A 17,570-nucleotide genomic window follows, 5' to 3' on the forward strand; every position below is an offset into this window, starting at 1 on the left:
AAATTTATACTGGAAGTTTATTTGATGGAAATTCGAAATCTGTTTCTTCTTTTTTTACTTCTTCCACGTCTCGTTTCTTTGTCGCTAAAAATCGGATGTCCTCCACAACTACTTCCGTTACAAACACTCTGGTTCCTTCGCCATTTTCATATGATCGAGTATTTAGCCTACCTGATATCCCAACAAGTGAGCCTTTCCCACAATACTTGACCGTTGTTTCGGCAATTTTCCCCCATATGGAACATAACACAAAATCTGCTTCATCATTTTTATAACTCTTATTTACAGCAACGACGAAGCTCGTTTGCACTCTCCCTTCTGATAAATACTTGAGCTGTGGGGTTTTTGTCATTCGTCCGATTATCGAAACTGTGTTCACCATGTCACCTCCTTCTCTCTCTTGGCACCATCATACTGGTATCTTAAATTGTTGGCAAAAGTCAGCAATTTCATTTTTAGCTGTTTTTATTCACCAAAACAATGTTTTAAAAGCCATAATTCCTAACAAGTCCATTAATATCGCATGCACCAAAAGTTAAAAATTCAATTTTAGCATTTTCACAATTATTTTTTTCATTGAATCGCTATGCTATAATTAGTATTAACTAATCCTTAAAAGGTGGATTGCAGATGAAAACATTTAAAATGATTTCCGTAGATTTAATTCGTGATAATAAGCAAACACCCATTGCCTTGGAAGATGGAATTGTCATCAACCAAGAAAATACAAGCAGATCATGGATTTTAGAATTATTTATCGATCAAAAGTATGAAGCATTTTTTACAGAATTAAAAGCTTCCGGCGAATTATTTAAAGCAAAGGTTGTCATTTCTTACCCAGAAAACGAACCTGCCCACTTTGAGGTAGCAACCTATTCCGTCAAGCAAATTGGAGAGCATTTATCTGTATTACTGCGTGGGACATTACAACGCGCTCGAAGACAATACGCAGAATCGTTACTCGCTGATTTAATTGAGGATGGTTTAACCGGAGAAGAACTTCTAGCAAAGTTCGAACATGATATGAAGACAAGACCGACTTTGAAAAGAGATCAATAAAAAAAGCTGACTCCAAAATAATTCATTTTGGAATCAGCTTTTTTATTATTTGTTGTTTTTGTCCTTATTCATAATGCCGTTGTTTGTTGTAGTTGAATCTTGTATCACTTCATTGCCAGTATTCGGTTGTGGAAATGCATCATTATTGGCATTTGGAACAGTTTCGTCTTTGACATTTGGTTGCACATCATTAATACCGTTATGTGTTCCATTTATCCCGCCGTTATTACCATCGTTGTCAAAATTATTGTTGTAATTATCATTACCATTTTGGGTTGATGGTGACGGTGTATTGACCTCCGGATTTGGGACAATTTTGTCCACATCGTCTCGAACTTCTCCCATTGGGGTTTCGTTATTATTCGGTACATCCTTGTTCATATTACAACCGACTAATAAAACTGAACACATTGCCACTACTGGTACGGCTTTTTTTAGCATTAAAAAATTCCTCCTCTCTGGATTATCTTCATCACATTTCTGTGACTTACGATAGGTTGTTCAGAAAAGAAGGAACTATCCCATGGCAAACTTGCCTGTTTTTACATTTCATAAAAGAATAATTTTAAGTGAATAAAGGAATACTAATAATCAATTACGCATTCTCTACAACTGGTCCTAATGCAAAAAGGATGTCTGTTTCACAAACTATTTCTCCATCAACTGTAGCTATGCCATGCCCTTTCCCCATTGGTCCTCGTAATTTTGTCAATTCCACTTCTAAACGCAGTTGATCACCTGGCTTAACTTGGCGTTTGAAGCGGCAGTTATCGATTCCAGTAAAGAAAGCAAGTCTTCCTTTATTTTCAGGAATTTGTAACACAGCTACTGCTCCAACTTGCGCAAGGGCTTCTACAATCAACACGCCAGGCATTATTGGATATCCAGGGAAATGGCCATTAAAAAATTGCTCATTGATCGTTACATTTTTCAATCCTACTGCTCGTTTTCCTTCTTCTAATTCCAAAATACGATCAATCATTAAGAAAGGATAACGATGTGGTAAAAGTGCTTGTACCTGTTCGTTTGTTAACATGGAATCATCCTCCTATTTACCATCTTTTATATCTAAAATATGTTGGTAAGTTTCCCATTTAAGTGCATCTTTTGGAGAGCCATCCCCTAAAACCCCGTATCCTACCATAAGTCCTGCTGCAGCTGCTCCAGCGAACAGGACGATACATAGTATTATACGCAGCCAAATAGGGAACATACGAATTTGTACCCAATATGTTTTTTTAGATTCCGTTGTTTTACTTTGTTCTTGTTCTAATCGTCGCTGCCGTCTGCCAGAGATTTTTACTTCTTCTGTCATAAACTTAACTCCTTACGGGAATGATTATCGAATTCCATTAATGAGACCCATCATTTGGTCTGCAATGGTAATTGAACGTGCATTAAATTGATAAGACTTTTGTGCAGTCATCAAATCGGTCATTTCCTTAGAAATATCGACATTTGACATTTCAAGCACCTGGTTCGTCAAAGCGACTTCCCCGCGTTCTGCACCTTGGAGGTCCTTCATCACATCTTGTGCATTCACCCCGAGTTCAGCTAAATTATCAGGCATTGCGATATATGTGGACGAAATCTGTTCCATCAACTGTGGCTTTTGTAGAACGGATACCGCTAGTTCTCGTTGAACAGTAGTGCCGTCTGGATACGTCGCAGAAAGAACTCCTGTTTCATTTACCGAAAAACTTGAAACATTTTCTGGTATTGTTATTGCTTGGCCGGAAGAATCCGCTATAGGATAGCCATCCCCATTTACTAGCATTAGTGATCCATTCTCCAGTGGTGATACGTAAAATGCACCTTGGCGTGTATAGGCTGTTTGTTGACCATTTTCACCATCTGGCATGATGACATTAAAATATTGCTTCGGTTCTTGAAAAGCAAAATCTAGATCACGATCAGTAGATTGCAAGCTTCCTTGTTTCCAGTTCATTTGCGCCTGTGCTAAAGAAGCACCTACACCGTAGCGAATTCCTGTTGGGGATTGTCGCTCAACTGTATCCAATTTATCGTTTTTATATTGTTGATAAAGTAACTCCTGAAACTTTACATCTTTCGTTTTATAGCCATGTGTATTGGAGTTAGAAAGATTGTTTCCGATTATATCTAATTGGCTTTGCAACTGTGACATCGTGTTTGTTGCAGTTATCATCGTACGTAACATTTACATGGACCTCCTTTCGTTTTAGTTCACGCGTCCTACTTCATTCACTGCTTTTTGCATACTTTGATCGTATGCTTGCAGTACTTTTTGATTTGCTTCAAAGGCACGATATGCTGTTAAAAGATCGGTCATCGTTCTAGCAGAATCAACGTTTGACCCTTCAATATATCCTTGCTGAAAAGCAAAGCTGACATTTGCCGCATTATAAGCAGAGGGTAGATTTGCACCATCGGCAGTTTGAAACAAACCGTTATCTTGTTTTTTTAATGTATCAGGCTGTGCTGCAAAAGAAACACCGATTCTTGCAACGGAAGCGTCATTTACAAAAATTTGACCGTCTTCTGCTACTCGAAAATCATCATTCTGTAATTGAATTCGTTGTCCTCCTGCATCCAGTACGTATAGCCCTTGTGGATTTGTCAGAAAGCCTGCTGGATCCAGCGTAAAGTTACCGTTGCGCGTGTATGCTTCACCTTCTACCGGATGTTCCAAACGATAAAATACAGCGCCTGTTTGACCAGTTTCCGGATCAACAGGAAGCGTGCCATCGACTAAAGCAATATCCGTATTTAACTCGGTTTGCTGCAATTGGCCTTGTGTTAATAATGCAATCGTTTCTTGCATATACACACCCGTACTAAGTGCCCCAACTTCCGCTCCATACTTGCCATGGATAGGATTTTCTGTCGGTATTTTAGTAGGTCCTAGTCGAGACATGAGCATATCAGGAAAAGAACGAATCGTCGATTGATCTGCCTTGTATCCTGGTGTATTTGCATTTGCCATATTATTCGTTAGTAACTCGGTTCTTCGCTGTTGCGCAATCATTCCTGATGCGACTGTATGAAATCCACGAAACATGTGAAAGCCTCCACTCTATTTTTGCAACTATAGCCACTGTTGCCCATAGCTATACTTTTTACTATCCAGCGTCATTTATCTTCTTGATATTTTGTCGATATTATCTAACATAATTCCCGTGCCAATTGCTACACAATCCATAGGTGCTTCCGCAATAAATACCGGTACTTTCAATTCTTCCATCAGTAGATGATCCATGCCGTGTAAAAGTGCTCCCCCGCCCGTAATAATCACTCCTCTGTCGATAATGTCGGCAGATAATTCCGGTGGTGTTTTTTCTAGTACATTTTTGGCAGCTTGAACGATAACCGAAACGGATTCACGAAGTGCCTTTTCTATTTCTTCTGAATGGATAGTTATAGTTCTAGGAAGTCCGGTTACCATGTCCCGTCCGCGGATATCCATTTCTTCCTTACGGCTATCTGGGAATACTGTACCAATCTCTATTTTAATATTTTCTGCTGTACGTTCACCTATTAAAAGCTTGTACTCTTTTTTAATATATTGAAGAATATCGTTATCAAATACATCCCCTGCAATCTTAATCGATTCGGAAGTTACTATATCTCCCATCGAAAGCACTGCAACATCTGTAGTACCGCCACCGATATCCACAACCATATTACCGCTAGGTTGGAATATATCCATACCAGCGCCGATTGCAGCCACTTTCGGTTCTTCTTCTAAGTATATTTTTTTCCCTCCAGATTTTTCTGCAGCTTCACGTATCGCTTTTTGCTCTACACTAGTAATGTTTGTTGGACAACAAATTAATATGCGAGGCTTGGACAAAAATCCTTTTACGTTTAATTTATTTATAAAATGCTTGAGCATTGCTTCAGTCACATCAAAATCTGCAATTACACCGTCTTTAAGAGGTCTAATTGCCACAATATTACCTGGAGTTCTCCCAACCATTTGACGCGCTTCCTCGCCCACTGCAAGCACTTTTTTTGTACTCTTATCTATAGCTACAACGGAAGGTTCATTTAGAACAATCCCTTTTCCTTTTACATGAATAAGTACGTTTGCCGTACCTAAATCTATCCCTATATCCTTCGCAAACATTAACAGTGTTTCTCCTTCCCTGTTAAAACCTTTTTATATGTATTTTTCGATATGTCTCTAACTTATAATTTTATCATAGTTTTGTCAGAAATACACTTTTTTTAGAAACGTAATATGCAGAAATTGTTGGTGCGCACTATAGGTGATTTGGGTAGAGAGAAGTTGAGAGCAACCAATTCCGAAGTAGTTCTTCTTTATACTTGACTTTTTCAAATAAATGGCTGGGCGAGACCAATTTGGGATTGAGCGCAACCAAATACTAGGTGAACGCAACCAACTCCCGGCTGAGCGCAACCAAATACTAAGTGAACGCAACCAACTCCTGGCTGAGCGCAACCAGATTTCCCATGAGAGCAACCAATTCCGAAGTAGCTCTTCTTTATGCTTGATTTTTTCAAATAAATGGCTGAACGAGACCAATTTGGGATTGAGCGCAATCAAATACTAGGTGAACGCAACCAGCTCCTGGCTAAGCGCAACCAGTTTTCCCATGAGAGCAACCAATTCCGAAGTAGCTACTTTATATGCTTGATTTTTTCAAATAAATGGCTGTGCGAGACCAATTTGGGATTGAGCGCAATCAAATACTAGGTGAACGCAACCAGCTCCTGGCTAAGCGCAACCAGATTTCTCATGAGAGCAACCAATTCCGAAGAAGCTACTTTATATGCTTGATTTTTTCAAATAAATGGCTGTGCGAGACCAATTTGGGATTGAGCGCAACCAAATACTAGGTGAACGCAACCAATTCTGAAGAAGCTACTTTATATGCTTGATTTTTTCAAATAAATGGCTGGGCGAGACCAATTTGGGATTGAGCGCAACCAAATACTAGGTGAACGCAACCAGTTCTTGCCTGGGAACAATCAGATTTCCCATAAGAGCAACCAATTCTGAAGAAGCTACTTTATATGCTTGATTTTTTCAAATAAATGGATGAGCGAGACCAATTTGGGATTGAGCGCAACCAAATACTAAGTGAACGCAACCAACTCTTGCCTGAGCGCAACCAGATTTCCCATGAGAGCAACCAATTCCGAAGTAGCTCTTCTTTATGCTTGATTTTTTCAAATAAATGGCTGAACGAGACCAATTTGTGATTGAGCGCAATCAAATACTAGGTGAACGCAACCAGCTCCTGGCTAAGCGCAACCAGATTTCCCATGAGAGCAACCAATTCTGAAGAAGCTACTTTATATGCTTGATTTTTTCAAATAAATGGCTGAACGAGACCAATTTGGGGTCGAACGCAACCAAATGCTAGGTGAACGCAACCTGTTCTTACCTGAGCGCAACCAGATTTCCCATGAGAGCAACCAATTCCGAAGTAGCTCTTCTTTATGCTGAATTTATTCAAATAAATGGCTGGGCGAGACCAATTTGGGATTGAGCGCAACCAAATGCTAGGTGAACGCAACCAGCTCCCGGCTAAGCGCAACCAGATTTCCCATGAGAGCAACCAACTCCGAAGTAGCTTATCTTTATGCTTGATTTTTTCAAATAAATGGCTGGGCGAGACCAATTTGGGATTGAGCGCAACCAAATACTAAGTGAACGCAACCAACTCCTGGCTGAGCGCAACCAGATTTCCCATAAGAGCAACCAATTCCGAAGTAGCTCTTCTTTATGCTTGATTTTTTCAAATAAACGGATGAACGAGATCAATCTGGAGTCGAACTAACCAAGAATATCCTTTCTCCAATGGACTACAACTACATATCGAGAGCGATTCCCACAAATAAGAAAAAGGCGTGATTTGTTACAAATCACGACCTTTTCTATCTTCCTTTTTTGTCTTCCATTTTCGTTTCGTTGCCTCTCCACCTCGCAAATGCCTGACCGATTTATGGTATGCAAGAATTTCTTTGACTTCTTTTGCTAGCTGCGGATCTACTAAATGGAGTCTTTCCGTTAAGTCCTTGTGTACGGTACTTTTGGAATGACCGGTTGTGCTCGCGATGGCACGGACAGTCTTTTTTGTTTCGATAACCATTTCACCTAAACGTATGCATCTATGACGAATAGTTTCGTGCACTAACTCTTCCTTTCGTTAGTAAAGGAACACTTTCCATCACTTTATGCATATGCCAAAGCGATTATGAATCCAAAAATGAGAAAACGCCTATATCACCCTCGACAGACAAAGGGGAAATGACGAAGTAGCTTCTTTTTGCCACTGCAGTGATTTCCCATTTGACCCCGGGCGGCTAGGCGCTAAAGTCTGGATAGTTATTTGTAAAAAGTATCACTTAAAAAGCTAGTAATGATTCCGGGTTAACAAGTACTCCGTTTTCAAGAACTTCAAATTGCAGATGTACTCCAGCAGTTGGATTCCATTCATTTTCAGATGCAGTCGCAAGTGCCTGACCTTGCTCTACCTCGTCTCCAACTTTTACTAGAATGTTAGTGACAGAACGGTATTTTGTTTGCTTGCCATCTGCATGGGATAAGACGATTTCATCCCCTACAAATGGGTCTAAATTAACTTCTTCCACTTTTCCACTCATTGCAGCTACCACTTCGAAAGGTTCGCTATTCATGGATAATGATACACCAGTGCTTGCTACGTAAGTTTGATTGAATACAAGCAATGATTTCTCGCGAGTTGTTTCATCCGCTTCCATGTCGTAATAATGTTGTACGATCTCCACATTATCTAGCATTGCCTCTTTGAAAGGATACTTCATGGATTCTGCTTGGGCGTTCGTTTCGATTTTTACTTTATCGGTTTTACCACCAACATCAGCCCATTCCGAATCCCCTGCTGAATCTTTGTTGACATACACATTGTAACCCCAAATCATTCCTACAAACGCTACCGAAAAACCAACATATACTAGTGGCCAAAACCATGGCTTTTTCGGATTGGTATTCTTCTTCTGAGAAGGCTTGTTCGATTGTTCTTCTCTCATTTTCATCACCTCACTTGCATTGTTGGCAATTCAAGGAGATTTTAAACATGATGAAAAACTTTTTATTTCAGTCCCTTTATAGTAGTGCAACAAAATATCGTGAGCCCCTACAGAATCATTTGCCAACACTTCTGCACCATATTGACTCATCCCTACCCCATGCCCGTATCCAACTGTATCTACTACCACTTTATCACTCTGGAAGGTTACGGTGAAATCAGTTGATGGAAGTCCAAGTAATGTCCGTACTTCTCTGCCTGTCCACGTTTTGCCACTCATTTCAATCATCTTCACTCGGTTTGTATCTGTCTTCGTAACTTTAAAGTTAGTTGATATATTACCAGACCACTTTATTCCAAAAGCTTTTGCCCATTCTTTACTCGTAAACTCAAATTGTTTTTTAATACTTGGTGCATAAAGTTCTTCCGCCTGACTTGGTACCGAAACTAAATAAGGAATTGCGTTACCACTATAGTTTTCTGCACTTTCTGTCTGTCCATTGCTCGATGAAAAGAACATCGCAGTGATCAGTTGATCATTGTAAACGATAATTTGCCCCTCTGTAGATGCAATAACTTTTTGGAGTTTTTCCTCATACTGAGCAAAAGAAGCCCCCCATTTTTTCTTACGCTCCTCTTCTGTCACGTACACTTGCTTTTGCACCGTTTTATCGATCGACTTTTTCCCGTAATTGGTTTCTCTTAGCACATACGTCCTTGCAGCAATAGATTGCGCCTTTAAAGCTTCTTCATGAAATGTAACAGGCATTTCCGCGGCGACAACCCCTAATACGTATGTTTCAAGAGGAATCTTTTCTTTTACCCCTTTCACCTCTATTAGTATCGGGCAGTCTATTTCGAGTGATTGCTCAACATCTGGTGCAGGCTTTGCTTCATTTTTTTCTTTGATTAATAAAAAAGGTAACATCAAGAGACCAATGCAAAGGATAAATAAGATAATATTTTGTTTCATAGGAAGACTATATGCGACGGAAACGTTTCTAATTACGAACAAAAAAATTTCCATTATAGCAAAATCGATTTTTGATCTACTATTTCGTAGCAAAATACAAATCTTAAACGAACTTAGTGCAAAATACGAATATAGAATATGATTTTGGCGATTTCTATGTATCACTCAAACTATGCTACGCTATATGTGAGGTGAGAAAATGATTGTAAAAAAGTATACGACGTCTCTTTACGCAGAAGCACTGCATGCACTATATAAACGTATACCTAGAGACCATTCCAAATTTTCAACGATTCAAGAGGATCACTATCAAAAAGTTGCTGGAGACATTGGCGAGGAAGTTGTGATGAAAGTAGTCGAACAACTGACTTTGCCGTATAAATTCTATGCTTTTCATAATATATCCATCTACAACGAATCTCTTTTCCAAATGGATATACTCATAATCACCCCCTACTATGCACTAATCTTCGAAGTGAAAAATATTAAAGGGGAGATTATGTTTACAGACCAACAACTAATAAGAACACTTCCCTCCAAAGAAATCAGTTCCTTTGATAATCCAATTCTTCAAGTGGAAGATTATGAATATCAATTAAAGCATGTATTTCAAACAAATAATATACCACTTCCTATCTATGGTGCTATCGTCTTCGCCTTTTCATCAAGCATTATAAAAGTGCCTCCTAAAAATAAAACGATATTATTCCGAAGAGGAATCAAATCCTATTTACGTAATATACAAATAGGTCCTCGTATGCTAACTGATACCCAACTCGAACACGTCAAAGATTTTCTTCTAAAAGCAAATACTGATTTTCAATCATTTCCTATAACCAAACACTACGGGATTGATCCTACTTCTATTCGGGGAGGAGTAGAATGCATACATTGTGGCTTAATTGGTATGAAAAAATTAAGTCGAAACTGGTTTTGCCCAAGATGCAAAGTTTATCATCGTACCGCACATGAAAATGCTCTAAAGGATTACTTTCTTGTATTTAAGAACACGATGACCAACCAAGATTGCCAACAATTCTTAAAGTTAAACAATAAACACGAAGCTACGAGAATACTAAGAAACTCCATGCTAATGAAATCTGGACAATCTCGAAACAGAAAATACAGCATGCCTTTTCATAAATAGTTAGTGGTTTGGCTAACGACAAATAAAGAACCCATACAACTACGAGACATAAAATCAACCAGTAAATGGCTGTACGAGACCAGTTTACCTTCGAGAGCAACCAATTCGTTCCCGAGAGCGACCAGTTTAGCTAGGGGAGCAACCTGTTTCCTATTGAGAGCAACCAAATCTCCTTCCCAGCTTCAAATCGACAAAATTCGCTACTATAATCCAAAAATCAACCAGTAAATGGCTGTACGAGACCAGTTTACCTTCGAGAGCAACCTGTTTCCTATTGAGAGCAACCAAATTTCCTTCCCAGCATCAAATCAGCTAAATTCGCTACTATAATCCAAAAATCAACCAGTAAATGGCTGTACGAGACCAATTTACCTTCGAGAGCGACCAATTCGTTCCCGAAAGCAACCAGTTCTCCAGGGAGAGCGACCAGTTTAGGCACGAGAGCAACCAAGTTTCCTTCCCAGCTTCAAATCAGCTAAATTCGCTGCTATAATCCAAAAATCAACCAGTAAATGGCTGTACGAGACCAATTCACCTTCGAGAGCTACCAATTCGTTTCCGAAAGCAACCAGTTTTCCGGCGAGAGCGACCAGTTTAGCGATGAGAGCAACCAAATAGTTCCCGAAAGCAACCAGTTCTCCTTCCTAGCTTCAAATCAGCAAAATTCGCTATAACCCAAAAATCAACCAGTAAATGGCTGAACGAGACCAGTTTACCTTTGAGAGCGACCAATTCGTTCCCGAAAGCGACCAGTTCGCCGGGGAGAGCGACCAGTTTAGCTAGGAGAGCAACCTGTTTCCTATTGAGAGCAACCAAATCTCCTTCCCAGCTTCAAATCGGCAAAAATTCGCTACTATAACCCAAAAATCAACCAGTAAATGGCTGAACGAGATCAGTTTACCTTCGAGAGCGACCAATTCGTTTCCGAAAGCAACCAGTTCTCCAGGGAGAGCGACCAGTTTAGGCATGAGAGCAACCAAATCTGCCATAATCGCAACTAACGTAAAAAAGCACTGTGCATGATGAATACATGCACAGTGCTTTACATATAGTATTATACGAATTGCATTGCTTTTTCGGAGCTCTCTGTTCCGATGCGTTCGATGTCTGCACCTAGGGCAGCAAGCTTCTTGTCGAAGTCCACGTAACCGCGATCTAGGTGATATAGTTCGGTAACTCGAGTTATGCCTTCAGCGACTAGACCAGCAATGATTAATGCGGCTGCAGCACGTAGGTCAGTTGCTCCCACTTCAGCGCCTTGTAGCTTGGATGGCGATTCCATGATTACGGAACGTCCTTCGATTTTCATATTACCATTCATGCGGCGGAATTCTTCGACATGCATGAAACGATTTTCAAAAACGGTTTCAGTAATGATTCCTGTGCCATGGGCAGTCATCATTAAGGCCATCATTTGTGACTGCATATCTGTTGGAAAACCAGGGTGCGGCATTGTTTTAATATCAACAGATTTCAAATCACCTGTCGATTTAATGCGCAGACCGTTTCCTTCTTCAGTAATTTCAACGCCCATTTCTTGCAATTTAGAAATTAAGGCAGTCATATGTTCAGGTACAGCGTTTTCGATAACTACATCACCTTTTGTAATAGCTGCAGCTACCATGAAAGTACCGGCTTCAATACGGTCAGGGATAATATGATGTTCAGTACCATAAAGTTCTGTTACCCCTTCGATACGAATCGTGTCTGTACCAGCACCTCGAACATTTCCTCCCATTTCATTTATAAAGTTAGCTAAATCGACAATTTCTGGTTCTTTAGCAGCATTTTCAATAACTGTAGTACCTTCTGCAAGAGCTGCGGCTGTCATAATGTTTTCGGTAGCTCCAACGCTCGGTACGTCTAAGTAAATTTTTGCACCTTGCAAGCGACCAACAGTTTTTGCTTCCACAAAACCGTGGCCGAAGGAAATTTCTGCGCCCATAGCTTCAAAACCTTTTAAATGCTGGTCAATCGGACGTGAGCCTATTGCACAGCCACCAGGCAATGCAACACGGGCAAATCCATTGCGTGCCAAAATTGGACCCATAACAAGTATAGAAGCACGCATTTTGCGTACATACTCAAATTGAGCCTCGCTTGAAAGTCTTTTTTGTGAATCAATGATTACTTCGTTTTTTTCGGGGCAATATACTACTTCTGTATTTAGGCTTTTCAACACTTCGTTTATCGTTAAAACATCCGCAAGTGTTGGCACATCTTTAATAACGTTTTTTCCTTTAGTTGCAAGTAACGCTGCTGCAAGCACGGGTAGGACTGCATTTTTAGCGCCTTCTACTCGAACTTTCCCTTTTAACGTTTGGCCACCTTTAACCACGATTTTATCCACTTCGTTCCCTCCGCGTTCATTATCCATTTGCTTTATATAAAAGAAATATGTATGATGTCATATTTAGGTATTCAAAACAATATTCATCATACAACGTAATTCGACTATATACAAGCATCAAAAACACTATTTTCACAAAGTCTAATTCAGTATATTTTCTTGTTCTATTATACGTAATACCCAGTCTTTTCGTGTAGATAATTTTAAAGTACCCCATGTACTTTCACATAAACCTTTTCGACAATATATTTCCCAGGAAATATGGGGAGATTCTACATGCTCATACAAACTTGTCCATTATTTGCATGAGCATATAGGATCTCATTTAATTAAATAGATATTGCAGTTGATCAGACCATGCAGTTAAATTCAAGAAAAAGTTTGCTACGGAAGAACCAATCATTATACTTGCCAAAATATAAAAAAGCTGTGCTTTAAACACATGATTCTTTTTAATTATTCTGTCCAGCATAAGTGCCTGTAATGCATAAAAGGAAATTCCGATAAAAAAAACATTTGCTAAAATCGCAAGTACTGCTTGCTGGCTATTTAATAAACCCATTTCGTTTCCCTCCATTTTCATCAGTTAAAGAAAAAACGGGCAGAACTAATTCTGCCCGTTCCATAACCTTTAAAAATCAAATTCGCCTTGGCGGATTTTGCATTATGCAAGCACTATACAAAATTTGTGACATCCACCCGAGGCCTTAATCTGCTAAATAAGATTAAATGTTACCCTCATAAACGTTGATACGATTCATTGCACGTTTCAAAGAAAGTTCAGCACGACTAAAGTCGGTTGCATCTACTTTACTTTGAAGACGTTCTTCTGCACGTCTCATCGATTCTTTTGCACGAGCTACATCGATATTTGAAGCAATTTCGGCTGATTGTGTAAGAATTGAAACCTTTTCAGGACGCACCTCTACAAATCCTCCGTTTACTGCTACGTACTCGGATTTTCCATCTTTTTTCAGTTTAACTGCACCAATAACAAGTGGAGCAACCGTGGGAATATGGCCAGGTAAAATACCGATTTCACCGGATGCTGTTTTAGCGATGATCATGTCGACTTGAGAATCGTATACCGGGCCGTCGGGAGTGACAATATTGACTGTAAGTGTCTTCATATTTTTACCTCCTGGTCCGATTTATTATACTTCTACGCCCATGCTTTTCGCTTTTTCAACAACTTCTTCGATGCGTCCAACTAAACGGAATGCATCTTCTGGAAGATGGTCATATTGACCTTCAAGAATTTGTTTAAATCCTTGAACCGTTTCTTTAACTGGAACGTATGAACCTTTTTGGCCTGTAAATTGTTCTGCAACATGGAAGTTTTGAGATAGGTAGAACTGAATACGACGAGCTCGGTTAACCGTTAACTTGTCTTCATCTCCTAATTCATCCATACCTAAGATTGCAATGATATCTTGTAACTCTCTATAACGTTGTAAAGTGTATTGCACTTGACGTGCCACTTCATAATGCTCTTGTCCTACGATTTCTGGTGAAAGCGCACGAGAAGAAGAAGCTAAAGGATCCACCGCTGGGTAAATACCCATCTCAGATAATTTACGCTCTAAGTTTGTTGTTGCATCTAAGTGAGCGAATGTTGTTGCTGGAGCCGGATCCGTATAGTCATCGGCTGGTACATAAATCGCTTGGATAGATGTAACAGAACCAGTGTTAGTAGACGTGATACGCTCTTGTAATTGACCCATTTCAGTAGCAAGTGTTGGTTGGTAACCAGCAGCTGAAGGCATACGACCTAAAAGAGCTGATACTTCCGAACCTGCTTGAGTGAAACGGAAAATGTTATCGATGAATAAAAGTACGTCTGCACCTTGTTCATCACGGAAATATTCTGCCATTGTAAGACCAGTTAATGCTACACGCATACGTGCACCAGGTGGCTCATTCATTTGACCGAATACCATTGCTGTTTTCTTAATAACGCCAGAATCGCTCATCTCGTGGAATAAGTCATTTCCTTCACGCGTACGCTCTCCAACACCTGCGAATACCGAGATACCACCGTGTTCTTGTGCGATATTGTTAATAAGTTCTTGGATAAGAACTGTTTTCCCTACGCCGGCACCACCAAATAGACCGATCTTACCACCTTTAATATATGGAGCTAGTAAGTCTACTACTTTGATACCTGTTTCAAGAATTTCAACCTCTGTTGAAAGATTTTCAAACGTTGGTGCTTGACGGTGAATAGGATCACGACGATCATTTACAGAGATTTCTTCTCCTAAGTCAATAACTTCACCTAGAACGTTGAATACACGTCCTAATGTAACGTCACCAACTGGAACAGAAATTGCTGCACCAGCATCTATTACTTCTGTACCACGCTTAAGACCGTCAGTAGACGCCATAGCAATAGTACGAACAGAGTCATCTCCTAAGTGTAAAGCTACTTCTAATGTTAATGTAGTAGGCGCTTCGTTTGGACGTTCAATCGCTACAGTTAATGCATTATAGATAGCTGGTAATTGGCCGTTGTCGAACTTAACGTCAACAACTGGACCCATTACTTGTAGTACTTGTCCTTTGTTCACTACTGTTCCCTCCTGTCTTACTGTTCTTTCCTAGACTATTCTAATGCCGCTGCACCGCCAACAATTTCCGTAATTTCTTGCGTAATTGCTGCTTGTCGTGCTCGGTTATAAACTAATGTTAAGTTACCAATTAAATCAGTTGCGTTGTCTGTCGCGGATTTCATCGCAGACATACGCATAGCATGTTCACTTGCTTTACCATCGAGTAATGCACCAAAAATTAGGCTTTCTGCATATTGCGGAAGCAATACTTCTAAAATCGCTTCGGCTGAAGGATCGAATTCATAAGAAGCAGTTGAGCCTGTTTCTACTGCAATATCCGTAAGTGGCAGTACCTTTTTCTCTGTTACTTCACTAGAGATGGCACTGACAAAGTGGTTATAGTACATATAAAGTTCATCATATGTACCATCTGTGAACATACCAACAGCTCTGCGCGCTATTTCTTTAATATCAGAAAAAGCAGGTTGATCTGGTAAACCTATTACTTCTCCGATTACATTCGAACCACGTTTTGCGAAGAAGTCACGTCCCATACGACCAATTGCAAAGATCACATACTCATCTTTTGAAGAATGTCGCTCTGCTATGCTATTTGCTGCTGCACGGATAATATTACTATTATACGCCCCAGCTAAGCCACGATCCGCAGTAATAACAAGATATGCTGTCTTTTTCACAGGACGAGAAGTTAACATTGGATGTGCTCCGTCGCTCGTTCCTGTTGCAATTGCACCAACTACTTCTTGAATTTTCGACATGTAAGGAACGTATGCTTTCGCATTTTCCTCCGCACGATTTAATTTAGAAGCAGAAACCATTTGCATAGCTTTGGTAATTTGACTTGTTTTCTTTGTTGACGTAATTTTACTTTTAATGTCGCGTAATGATGCCACTGGTATTTCACCACCTTATCGTTTTTTTTCACTTAGACTTTAGAATTATTCAGATTTAGCGAAAGTCTTTTTAAATGCATTGATTGCATTTGACATATCTTCATCTGAAGGAAGATCTTTAGTCGTACGAATATGATCTAAAACGTTTGTGTGGTTTGAATCTAACCAGCTATTAAGCTCCGCTTCAAAGCGAGTAACATCTTTTACTGGAATATCATCTAAATGGCCACGAGTAAGCGCATATAAAATCATAACTTGTTTTTCCACTTTAAGCGGGTTATTCAAGTCTTGTTTTAATACTTCTACTGTTCTCATACCACGGTTAAGTTTTGCTTGAGTTGCAGCGTCAAGATCTGATCCAAATTGAGAGAATGCTTCTAGTTCACGGTATGCAGCTAAGTCTAGACGAAGTGTACCCGCAACTTTTTTCATTGCTTTAATTTGAGCAGAACCACCTACACGAGATACAGATAAACCAGCGTTGATTGCTGGACGTACGCCCGAGAAGAATAGATCTGATTGTAAGAAGATCTGACCATCTGTAATAGAAATCACGTTTGTTGGAATATAAGCAGAGATATCTCCAGCTTGTGTTTCAACGAACGGTAATGCAGTGATTGAACCTGCACCAAGTGTTTCATTTAACTTTGCAGCACGCTCTAATAAACGGCTGTGTAAGTAGAATACATCCCCTGGGTATGCTTCACGACCTGGAGGACGGCGAAGAAGTAATGAAAGCTCACGGTAAGCGGCTGCTTGTTTAGATAAATCATCATAAACGATTAGGACATGCTTGCCTTCGAACATAAATTCTTCTGCCATTGTTACACCCGCATAAGGAGCTAAGTATAATAATGGAGCTGGTTGAGATGCAGATGCAGTAACAACGATTGTATAGTCTAGAGCACCTTTTTTACGAAGTGTTTCTACAACATTACGCACAGTCGATTCTTTTTGACCGATTGCAACGTAAACACAGATCATATCTTGGTCTGCTTGGTTAAGAATTGTATCAATCGCAACAGTCGTTTTACCTGTTTGACGGTCACCGATGATTAACTCACGTTGACCACGTCCGATAGGAACAAGTGCGTCAATCGCTTTAATACCTGTTTGAAGTGGTTCATGTACAGATTTACGTGCCATAACCCCTTGTGCAGGACTTTCGATTGGACGAGTTTTTGTAGTTGCTATAGGACCTAGTCCGTCAACTGGTTGGCCAAGTGGATTGACAACGCGGCCAATCAATTCTTTACCAACAGGAACTTCCATAATACGGCCAGTTCGACGTACTTCATCGCCTTCTTTGATGTCAGTGTATGGTCCAAGGATAACGATACCAACGTTGTTCGCTTCCAAGTTTTGTGCCATACCTAGTACACCAGTTGAGAATTCTAAAAGTTCTCCAGCCATGACGTTGTCGAGGCCATGAGCAAGGGCAATACCGTCACCAATTTTGATAACTGTACCAACATCGCTAACTTTCATCTCAGATTCATAGTTCTCAATCTGCTGTTTAATCAAGACACTGATTTCTTCAGCTTTGATGCTCATGT

The 17,570-nt window shown here is 39.9% G+C and carries 18 protein-coding genes; 2 read left to right on the forward strand and 16 right to left on the reverse strand.

The annotated features are described in order from the left end of the window. Positions 1-4: 4 nt before the first annotated feature. The gene (locus tag FS486_RS13000; RefSeq protein ID WP_222122595.1) at positions 5-382 is read right to left on the reverse strand and encodes a single-stranded DNA-binding protein; all 378 of its coding nucleotides are present in this window, start codon (positions 380-382) and stop codon (positions 5-7) included. Positions 383-630: 248 nt separating this feature from the next. On the opposite strand from FS486_RS13000, the gene FS486_RS13005 reads away from it, so the two are divergent. Next, positions 631-1,059 carry a YwpF family protein gene (locus FS486_RS13005; protein WP_144511984.1) on the forward strand — a complete coding sequence of 143 codons (429 nt, stop codon included), beginning with the start codon at positions 631-633 and terminating at the stop codon, positions 1,057-1,059. Between the two features lie 45 nt (positions 1,060-1,104). Here the strand turns inward: FS486_RS13005 and FS486_RS13010 are convergent, their stop codons facing one another. The 9 genes from FS486_RS13010 to spoIID all read right to left on the reverse strand — a co-directional run bounded on the left by FS486_RS13010 (position 1,105) and on the right by spoIID (position 9,051). Next, positions 1,105-1,500: a hypothetical protein gene (locus tag FS486_RS13010; RefSeq protein WP_144511985.1), complete on the reverse strand. Its 396-nt coding sequence runs from the start codon at positions 1,498-1,500 to the stop codon at positions 1,105-1,107. Positions 1,501-1,654: 154 nt separating this feature from the next. Further along, entirely contained in the window at positions 1,655-2,095 is a 441-nt protein-coding gene (gene fabZ / locus FS486_RS13015) for a 3-hydroxyacyl-ACP dehydratase FabZ (RefSeq protein WP_144511986.1), read from the reverse strand. Positions 2,096-2,107: 12 nt separating this feature from the next. Further along, positions 2,108-2,374 (reverse strand): DNA-directed RNA polymerase subunit beta, encoded by a 267-nt coding sequence (locus FS486_RS13020; protein ID WP_144511987.1) that lies wholly within the window; start codon positions 2,372-2,374, stop codon positions 2,108-2,110. A gap of 24 nt (positions 2,375-2,398) precedes the next feature. After that, positions 2,399-3,238 (reverse strand): flagellar hook-basal body protein, encoded by an 840-nt coding sequence (locus FS486_RS13025; RefSeq protein ID WP_144511988.1) that lies wholly within the window; start codon positions 3,236-3,238, stop codon positions 2,399-2,401. Positions 3,239-3,259: 21 nt separating this feature from the next. Continuing rightward, positions 3,260-4,099 (reverse strand): flagellar hook-basal body protein, encoded by an 840-nt coding sequence (locus FS486_RS13030; protein ID WP_144511989.1) that lies wholly within the window; start codon positions 4,097-4,099, stop codon positions 3,260-3,262. 75 nt (positions 4,100-4,174) lie between these two features. Then, entirely contained in the window at positions 4,175-5,167 is a 993-nt protein-coding gene (gene mreB, locus FS486_RS13035) for a rod shape-determining protein (RefSeq protein ID WP_144511990.1), read from the reverse strand. 1,759 nt (positions 5,168-6,926) lie between these two features. Continuing rightward, positions 6,927-7,202, reverse strand: a complete 276-nt coding sequence (locus tag FS486_RS13040; RefSeq protein WP_093267914.1) for a sporulation transcriptional regulator SpoIIID — start codon at positions 7,200-7,202, stop codon at positions 6,927-6,929. A 214-nt stretch (positions 7,203-7,416) separates the two neighbouring features. Next, entirely contained in the window at positions 7,417-8,079 is a 663-nt protein-coding gene (locus FS486_RS13045; RefSeq protein ID WP_144511991.1) for a M23 family metallopeptidase, read from the reverse strand. Positions 8,080-8,109: 30 nt separating this feature from the next. Continuing rightward, positions 8,110-9,051 (reverse strand): stage II sporulation protein D, encoded by a 942-nt coding sequence (gene spoIID / locus FS486_RS13050; protein ID WP_144511992.1) that lies wholly within the window; start codon positions 9,049-9,051, stop codon positions 8,110-8,112. 199 nt (positions 9,052-9,250) lie between these two features. On the opposite strand from spoIID, the gene FS486_RS13055 reads away from it, so the two are divergent. Then, positions 9,251-10,198, forward strand: a complete 948-nt coding sequence (locus FS486_RS13055; RefSeq protein ID WP_144511993.1) for a nuclease-related domain-containing protein — start codon at positions 9,251-9,253, stop codon at positions 10,196-10,198. Positions 10,199-11,252: 1,054 nt separating this feature from the next. On the opposite strand, the gene murA is transcribed toward FS486_RS13055, so the two are convergent. The 6 genes from murA to atpA all read right to left on the reverse strand — a co-directional run bounded on the left by murA (position 11,253) and on the right by atpA (position 17,568). Next, positions 11,253-12,548: a UDP-N-acetylglucosamine 1-carboxyvinyltransferase gene (gene murA / locus FS486_RS13060; protein ID WP_144511994.1), complete on the reverse strand. Its 1,296-nt coding sequence runs from the start codon at positions 12,546-12,548 to the stop codon at positions 11,253-11,255. A gap of 325 nt (positions 12,549-12,873) precedes the next feature. After that, positions 12,874-13,110 (reverse strand): DUF1146 family protein, encoded by a 237-nt coding sequence (locus tag FS486_RS13065; RefSeq protein ID WP_144511995.1) that lies wholly within the window; start codon positions 13,108-13,110, stop codon positions 12,874-12,876. Between the two features lie 163 nt (positions 13,111-13,273). Then, the gene (locus FS486_RS13070; RefSeq protein ID WP_144511996.1) at positions 13,274-13,678 is read right to left on the reverse strand and encodes a F0F1 ATP synthase subunit epsilon; all 405 of its coding nucleotides are present in this window, start codon (positions 13,676-13,678) and stop codon (positions 13,274-13,276) included. Positions 13,679-13,702: 24 nt separating this feature from the next. Continuing rightward, positions 13,703-15,118, reverse strand: coding sequence for a F0F1 ATP synthase subunit beta (atpD, locus tag FS486_RS13075; RefSeq protein ID WP_144511997.1), 1,416 nt, complete (start codon positions 15,116-15,118; stop codon positions 13,703-13,705). A gap of 35 nt (positions 15,119-15,153) precedes the next feature. Next, positions 15,154-16,014: an ATP synthase F1 subunit gamma gene (gene atpG / locus FS486_RS13080; RefSeq protein ID WP_144511998.1), complete on the reverse strand. Its 861-nt coding sequence runs from the start codon at positions 16,012-16,014 to the stop codon at positions 15,154-15,156. Positions 16,015-16,059: 45 nt separating this feature from the next. Beyond that, positions 16,060-17,568, reverse strand: coding sequence for a F0F1 ATP synthase subunit alpha (gene atpA, locus FS486_RS13085; protein WP_144511999.1), 1,509 nt, complete (start codon positions 17,566-17,568; stop codon positions 16,060-16,062). Between the last annotated feature and the right edge of the window lie 2 nt (positions 17,569-17,570).

Source organism: Bacillus sp. FJAT-22090 (genome assembly GCF_007676755.1).
Taxonomy (GTDB): domain Bacteria; phylum Bacillota; class Bacilli; order Bacillales_A; family Planococcaceae; genus Psychrobacillus.